Origin of the sequence: Aeromonas sp. FDAARGOS 1416, from assembly GCF_019048085.1 — a bacterium.
In the GTDB taxonomy this organism is placed as follows: Bacteria; Pseudomonadota; Gammaproteobacteria; order Enterobacterales; family Aeromonadaceae; genus Aeromonas; species Aeromonas veronii.
Genome location: NZ_CP077301.1, coordinates 3,488,025 through 3,495,000, shown reverse-complemented (window position 1 = coordinate 3,495,000; position 6,976 = coordinate 3,488,025). Strand labels below are relative to the sequence as shown.

Sequence of the window (6,976 nt, the reverse complement as noted above, 5' to 3'; positions counted from 1 at the left end):
GTGTGACACCTGCCCGGTGCCGGAAGGTTAATTGATGGGGTTAGCGCAAGCGAAGCTCTTGATCGAAGCCCCGGTAAACGGCGGCCGTAACTATAACGGTCCTAAGGTAGCGAAATTCCTTGTCGGGTAAGTTCCGACCTGCACGAATGGTGTAACCATGGCCATGCTGTCTCCACCCGAGACTCAGTGAAATCGAATTCGCCGTGAAGATGCGGTGTACCCGCGGCTAGACGGAAAGACCCCGTGAACCTTTACTACAGCTTGGCACTGAACATTGAACCTACATGTGTAGGATAGGTGGGAGGCTTTGAAGGCGTGACGCCAGTTGCGCTGGAGCCGTCCTTGAAATACCACCCTTGTATGTTTGATGTTCTAACGCAGGGCCCTGAATCGGGCTCGCGGACAGTGCCTGGTGGGTAGTTTGACTGGGGCGGTCTCCTCCCAAAGAGTAACGGAGGAGCACGAAGGTTGGCTAATCCTGGTCGGACATCAGGAGGTTAGTGCAATGGCATAAGCCAGCTTAACTGCGAGACGGACAGGTCGAGCAGGTACGAAAGTAGGTCATAGTGATCCGGTGGTTCTGAATGGAAGGGCCATCGCTCAACGGATAAAAGGTACTCCGGGGATAACAGGCTGATACCGCCCAAGAGTTCATATCGACGGCGGTGTTTGGCACCTCGATGTCGGCTCATCACATCCTGGGGCTGAAGTCGGTCCCAAGGGTATGGCTGTTCGCCATTTAAAGTGGTACGCGAGCTGGGTTCAGAACGTCGTGAGACAGTTCGGTCCCTATCTGCCGTGGGCGTTGGATGATTGAAGGGAGTTGCTCCTAGTACGAGAGGACCGGAGTGAACGAACCTCTGGTGTTCGGGTTGTCACGCCAGTGGCACTGCCCGGTAGCTAAGTTCGGAATCGATAACCGCTGAAAGCATCTAAGCGGGAAGCGAGCCCTGAGATGAGTCATCCCTGACCCCTTGAGGGTCCTAAAGGGCCGTTGGAGACCACAACGTTGATAGGTGGGGTGTGTAAGCGCGGCGACGTGTTGAGCTAACCCATACTAATTACCCGTGAGGCTTAACCATACAACACCCAAGAAGTGTTCTAAGGCTTGTAGCAAACCTAAGCGAACTACTTACATCAGCTTTCACAGATTGAAGACTTTGCCTGGCGGCCATAGCGCCGTGGAACCACCTGATCCCATGCCGAACTCAGAAGTGAAACGCGGTAGCGCCGATGGTAGTGTGGCATTCGCCATGCGAGAGTAGGACACTGCCAGGCACCTAATTAAACAGCGATGTGAAGAATCACGACGCTGGCTGCGAGGATGACACCTCATAAGAAGCGGCACATGATTTAGCGAAAGCTAACCGAATGCGGAGCGGTAGTTCAGTCGGTTAGAATACCGGCCTGTCACGCCGGGGGTCGCGGGTTCGAGTCCCGTCCGCTCCGCCACTAATTTGAAGGCCTTCCCGATTGGGAAGGCCTTTTTTATATGGGTGATTTTTGCCCATAAGACCCACAGGTTTGCACGCCGGAACCAACACAAAGCCCAGTCTCACGACCGGGTTTTGATGTTTTAGCCTGCTGGTGAGCTGCCGACATCCACCACGATGCCAATGCCTTCCCCTATTGGCGTTCTTGCTACTGTCTCCACCTCTGTATCGCAGCACATCCCATCTTGGCCATATTGTTCCGCTGCGAGCTGATAGAGCTTGAGGATTAAATCAGGCCATCTTGCAACGGTACGTCATCGCTTCCGCTTGTTTGTTTAATTCCCTTGTTTTTTTATGGATTTTTTCTATTAAAACAGTCACTTATCAATAGCGATCTGTTTTACAGCAGGAATGCCACGCGAGATAAATGATAATGATTATTGTTTGAATGATCGGGTCGAGGTCGTTACAATGCGGGCTGATTAATAAAGTGCTTTTCAAATGAGCCTTTTCTAATGCTGCGCCTGGCCGGATGCCAGGGCGTTGTAATGAGTGAAGTAAGGGAATACGTCACCTTCCTACTAAAAATGTTCAGGCTAAAACATGACAACAGTGAAACCGAACAAGCTTGCCTTGCTGATCTGCTCCCTTCTTGCGACCCAGGCCTATGCTGCCAAACAAGAGGTGATGGTCGTCACCGCTTCCGGCTTCCAGCAGAAGATTGAAGATTCTGCCGCCTCCATCTCCGTGATTACCCGTGAGCAGCTGGAGAAACGGGCATATCGCGATGTAACTGATGCCCTGAAGGATGTGCCCGGTGTTGTGGTGACCGGCGGTGGCAGCAGCAGTGATATCAGCATTCGCGGTATGGGGTCGAAATACACCCTGATGCTGGTTGATGGCAAGAAGGTGGATAGCCGCGGCACTCGCCCGAACAGCGATGGTCCGGGTATCGAGCAGGGCTGGCTGCCGCCACTGCAGGCGATTGAGCGCATTGAGGTCGTCCGTGGCCCTATGTCATCCCGTTATGGTTCCGATGCTATGGGGGGCGTGATTAACGTGATTACCCGCAAGACCACCGGTCTGGCTTGGCAGGGCTCGGTTCATGCTGATTCTACCTTCCAGGAGAACAAGGAGGCTGGCAACAGTTTCCAGACCGATGCCTATACCGCAGGTTCACTGATCGATGGCGTGTTGGGGCTGCGTTTCAATGGTCAGCTCGCACATCGTGGTGAAGACAAATTTATCCAGGGTTTTGCCGAGCAGGAGACTCGCAGTGGCACGGCTGTGCTCAGCTTCAAGCCTGATGACCATAACCGCTTCGATCTGGAAGCCAGTCGCAGTCTGCAGGATCGGGATCGCACGGCCGGCAATTCGCTGGCTACCAAGGCGAAAGACAGCCTTAACCGATACGAGCGCACCAACTATGCGCTGACCCATGATGGCCAGTATGATTTCGGCTCTTCCAGCAGCTATCTGCAGCAGGAGACCAACACCAACCCCGGCCGCAAGATGGAACTTACCAACACCATCGCCGATACCCATACCCAGTTTATTCTGGGTGATCACTACCTGAGTGTCGGTGGTCAGTATCGCTATGAGGATCTGCACGATCAGGGCAATACCCTGAAAGTGGCCAACCCTGCCGAGCAGCTGACTCGCTGGAGCTGGGCGATGTTTGTCGAGGATGAGTGGTCACTCACCGACAGCTTTGCCCTGACCGGTGGCGCCCGCATGGATCGGGATCAGAATTACGGCTCTCACTGGAGCCCGCGCCTCTACGGAGTTTGGCATCTGGATGATAGCTGGACCCTGAAAGGGGGCGTATCGACCGGTTACCGCTCCCCTGACTTGCGAATGTCGGCGGCCAACTGGGGTCAGGTCACCGGTGGTGGCAGCCTGGATGGTATGCTGGTCGGTAACCCGGACCTCAAGCCCGAGACTAGCGTGAGTGAAGAGATCGGCCTGCTGTGGAACGGTCATCAGGGCTTCAACGCCGGGGTTACCCTGTTCAACACCGACTTCAAGAACAAGATCTCCGAAGTGCGTCGCTGCACCAGCAAGAGCGATCCCGCCTGTACCCTCAATGGTCACAGTTATGACTTCATCAGTGATCGGGTCAACGTCGACAAGGCGAACATGCGCGGTGTCGAGGGGATGATGGATTGGGCCATCAATGAGGATTGGTCGGTCAGCTCCAGCTACACCTTTACCCAGTCCGAGCAGAAGAGTGGTCCACTGGCGGGTCATGCCCTCAACCAGATGCCCCGTCACATGTTCAACGGCAGTGTTGATTGGCAAACCACCGAGGATCTCAGCCTCTGGTCACGGGTCAACTTCCGTGGCGAGACCTCCGAGTACCTGAGTCGGGTCAAGATGGCGGAGGGGACTCCTTCCTACACCTTCTTTGACATGGGCCTGGTCTACAAGGCCAACAAGCATCTGGATCTGACTGCCGGGGTCTACAACCTGTTTGACAAGACGGTGGATTACAGCAGCTATGGCACTGTGCTGGATGGTCGCCGCTACAACCTGGGCGTGACCTACAACTTCTGATAGGGAACCTGTTATGCGGCCGCCATCTTCCGATGGCGGCCGTTTTTATTACGTGTCCGTCAGGGGGCTATGCCTGATAGGGGGCGGCTTGCCAGGTATTGCGCCCCCGTCCCTTGGCCTGATACATGAGGGCGTCAGCCTGCCGTAGTAGCTGGTCGGCATCAGCCTCTCTCTCTGCGGCTACCCAGACTGCCCCGGTGCTGATGGAGAGGGTCACCTCGCCGCTGCTGGTGTGCAGGGTTTGCCGGTTGCTCTCCAGGCAAATACGCTCGGCCCATTGCTCTGTCTCGGCCAATGTGGCCAGCGGCAGCAACAGGCAAAACTCCTCGCCGCCGATGCGGGCCAGTAGAGCCTCTTCGGGCAACAGGTTGGTCACAGTCGTGGCCAGCTTTTCCAGCAACAGATCCCCGATGCCATGACCAAAGCGGTCATTGGTCTCCTTGAAGTGATCCACATCGAACAGCAACAGGGCACAGGGCTCCCCGCTTGCCAGCCGCTGCTCCATGGCGGGCATGAATGCCCGTCGGTTGAGCAGGCCGGTCAGGGGGTCGGTACTGGCCTGCTTCTCCAGTCTGGCGTTGGCGCGGCTCAACTCGGTGGTACGGCTGGCAACGGCGCGGCGCAATTGCACTATGTAGGCCACCATGATCAATGCCCCAGCAAGCAGTAGCCAGGGACCGAGATGGATGGGGTAGACGGTTTCGACATGCATCCACTTGCGGATGATCCGCTCCCGATCGCTCTCTTTGAGCTTGGCGAACCCCTCTTCCAGCCGGTTTAACAGGGCAAGGTCGCCCTTTCTCACTGCAAAGCGGATCTGGTCAGTATAGAGGTGGCGAACCGGAATAAAGCGTGTGGGATCGTCCGAGGTATAGATGTAGAAGTTGGCGACCTGCAGATCGGCGATAAAGGCCTTAATGTCGCCCCGAAAGGCCGCCGCCAGCAGGGTGTCATTGTCGTCGAAGGTCTGCAGTCTGGTGCCGGGGAAGTAGCGTCTGGCGTAATACTCCTCGTAGCCACCGGCTACCACACCGACCGTTTCATGGAGCAGGTAGTAGTGGACATCGGTGCCGCGCAGTTCGCTCGAGAAGAAGAGTTGGGAGTCGAGCTGGGCGAGAGGCCGGCCGTAGTCGAACAGTTTGTCCCGCTCCGGCGACCAGAGCAGTCCGGCGTGAACATCCGCTTTCCCCTCATGGAGCAGGTCGAGAGAGCCTTGCCAGTCGACCAGCCTGAACTCGATCTTCTGGCCGGTCACCCTGGCATATTCACGCCACAAATCGATCAGCAGGCCATCCGGCTGGCCCGACTCATTGATATAGGAGAAGGGCTGCCAGGCTTTGGAGTTGGTAATGATGATCGGCTCTTCCGGGGCTTTGGCCCAGGCAGGCAGGGCAAGGGCGAGCAGCAGGAGCCCCCATCCGATACTGACTATGACTCCTGTCCTGGAAGAGGCCATCCTTGCTCCAATCCGTTGCCGTATACCGTCCCGTGGTCACCGATTATCACCACCTTTCTGATCGAAGAACAAGCGCTCAAATGATGAAGTTTGCATGATGTAAACGGCGCCATGACAAGGTCGGCGGATAGAGTGACTACTTACAGCGGCAGGCTGATCCGCGCCTCCAGCCCACCTTGTGGCCGATTGAGCAGGGTCAGTTCGCCGCCGTGCTGATGGACCAGGGTGCGGGCGATGGAGAGCCCCAACCCGACACTGCCGGACTCGGTGTTGCGCGCTTCATCGAGCCGCACGAACGGCTTGAACACATCCTCCAGCCGCGCCGGATCGATCCCCGGCCCGTTATCGCAGACCCGGATCAACAGCTCCTCCTTGCGCCGCTCCAGCGACACTTCTGCGCTGCCGGCATATTTGATGGCGTTGCCGATCAGATTCTGCAGCACCCGGCGCAGGGTGTTGGCCCGACAGGCGTAGACCTCTTTGCCCTCCGCCAGACAGGTGACCGGCTGGCCGGTATCGGCATAGTCATCGCACAGGCTGACCAGCAGGCTGACCAGATCCAGCTCGCGGGTAGCCTCCTGCTGCCCCTCCTCGCGGGCAAAGCTGAGGGTTGCCGCCAGCATCTGTTCCATCTGTTGCAGGGTCTGCTGGATGCGCTCCTTGTCCTCGCCATCGGCCAGAAACTCGGTGCGCAGCCGCAGGCTGGTGATGGGGGTGCGCAGATCGTGGGAGATGGCCGCCAGCATCCGGGTTCTGTCCTGCACGAAGCGGTCGAGTCGGGTGTGCATCCGGTTGAAGGCCTGAATCGATTCGCGGATCTCGGTCGGCCCCTCCTCTTTCAAGGGCTCGATATCCTCGCCCCGCCCTAGCCGCTCCGCATTGCCTGCCAGCTGCTTGAGCGGGCGGGTGGCACGGCGAAACAGCAGCACCATCAGCCCGATCACCAGACTGGCGACCAGCATCAGGTTGAGGGTGGTCTGCCACGACCAGCTGCCCGCCTCCTTGTCGACCAGCGAACTGAACTGCAGCCAGCCCCCCTGCGGCAGTTCGATGGAGCCGTAGAGCCGCATATCCCGCGGCGGGGGCGGTCCCTTGCGATCCCGCATCATGCGGGCATGATGTTCCCACGCCTTGCTGCGCTGGGTATCCTCCTTCAGTTCGGCACTGATCTCGACGGTGAGGCCGGGGGGATAGTTGAGGCGCGAGCGCACCAGCTGCTCGAAGCGGGGGCTGCGGTTATCCGGTTGCAGCGGCTCGTCAGAGAGGCGCAGCAGCAGAGTCTCGCTGCGGCTCGCCTTGAGGATCTCGTCATAGAGGGACGGGGGGGAGAGGGAGAGCAGCCTGACCACCGAGATGATCCGCTGCATGGCGTTGCGGCTGTTGACGAAGCCGAGCGCCTCCTCCCGATCCGTGCGGTAGATCTGGATACTGAGCAGCTGGATCAGGATCAACCCCGCCAGCGCCACCAGAATGATCTGGCCGGTCAGCCCCTTGGGCCACATCCGTGCCCACAGTCGTCGCAAGGTGCCCA

The 6,976-nt window shown here is 58.0% G+C and carries 3 protein-coding genes, 1 tRNA gene and 2 rRNA genes (1 of these 6 running past the window's edge); 4 read left to right on the top strand and 2 right to left on the bottom strand.

Annotated features, from left to right (window positions below; translation table 11 throughout):
• From I6L46_RS15795 to I6L46_RS15780, 4 genes are all read left to right on the top strand, one after another.
• Positions 1–1,082 (top strand): 23S ribosomal RNA (locus I6L46_RS15795) (it extends 1,807 nt beyond the left edge of the window).
• Between the two features lie 81 nt (positions 1,083–1,163).
• Positions 1,164–1,278, top strand: a 5S ribosomal RNA gene (rrf, locus tag I6L46_RS15790).
• 97 nt (positions 1,279–1,375) lie between these two features.
• Positions 1,376–1,452: transfer RNA gene (locus I6L46_RS15785), tRNA-Asp, on the top strand.
• 584 nt (positions 1,453–2,036) lie between these two features.
• Complete coding sequence (locus I6L46_RS15780) at positions 2,037–3,989, top strand: ligand-gated channel protein (protein WP_216976285.1); 1,953 nt, start codon at positions 2,037–2,039, stop codon at positions 3,987–3,989.
• A gap of 67 nt (positions 3,990–4,056) precedes the next feature.
• Here the strand turns inward: I6L46_RS15780 and I6L46_RS15775 are convergent, their stop codons facing one another.
• Together I6L46_RS15775 and I6L46_RS15770 are read right to left on the bottom strand one after the other, a co-directional pair.
• A complete protein-coding gene (locus I6L46_RS15775; RefSeq protein ID WP_216976283.1) occupies positions 4,057–5,445 on the bottom strand; it encodes a transporter substrate-binding domain-containing protein in 1,389 nt (462 codons plus the stop codon).
• Between the two features lie 140 nt (positions 5,446–5,585).
• Positions 5,586–6,947 carry an ATP-binding protein gene (locus I6L46_RS15770; RefSeq protein ID WP_021231762.1) on the bottom strand — a complete coding sequence of 454 codons (1,362 nt, stop codon included), beginning with the start codon at positions 6,945–6,947 and terminating at the stop codon, positions 5,586–5,588.
• Between the last annotated feature and the right edge of the window lie 29 nt (positions 6,948–6,976).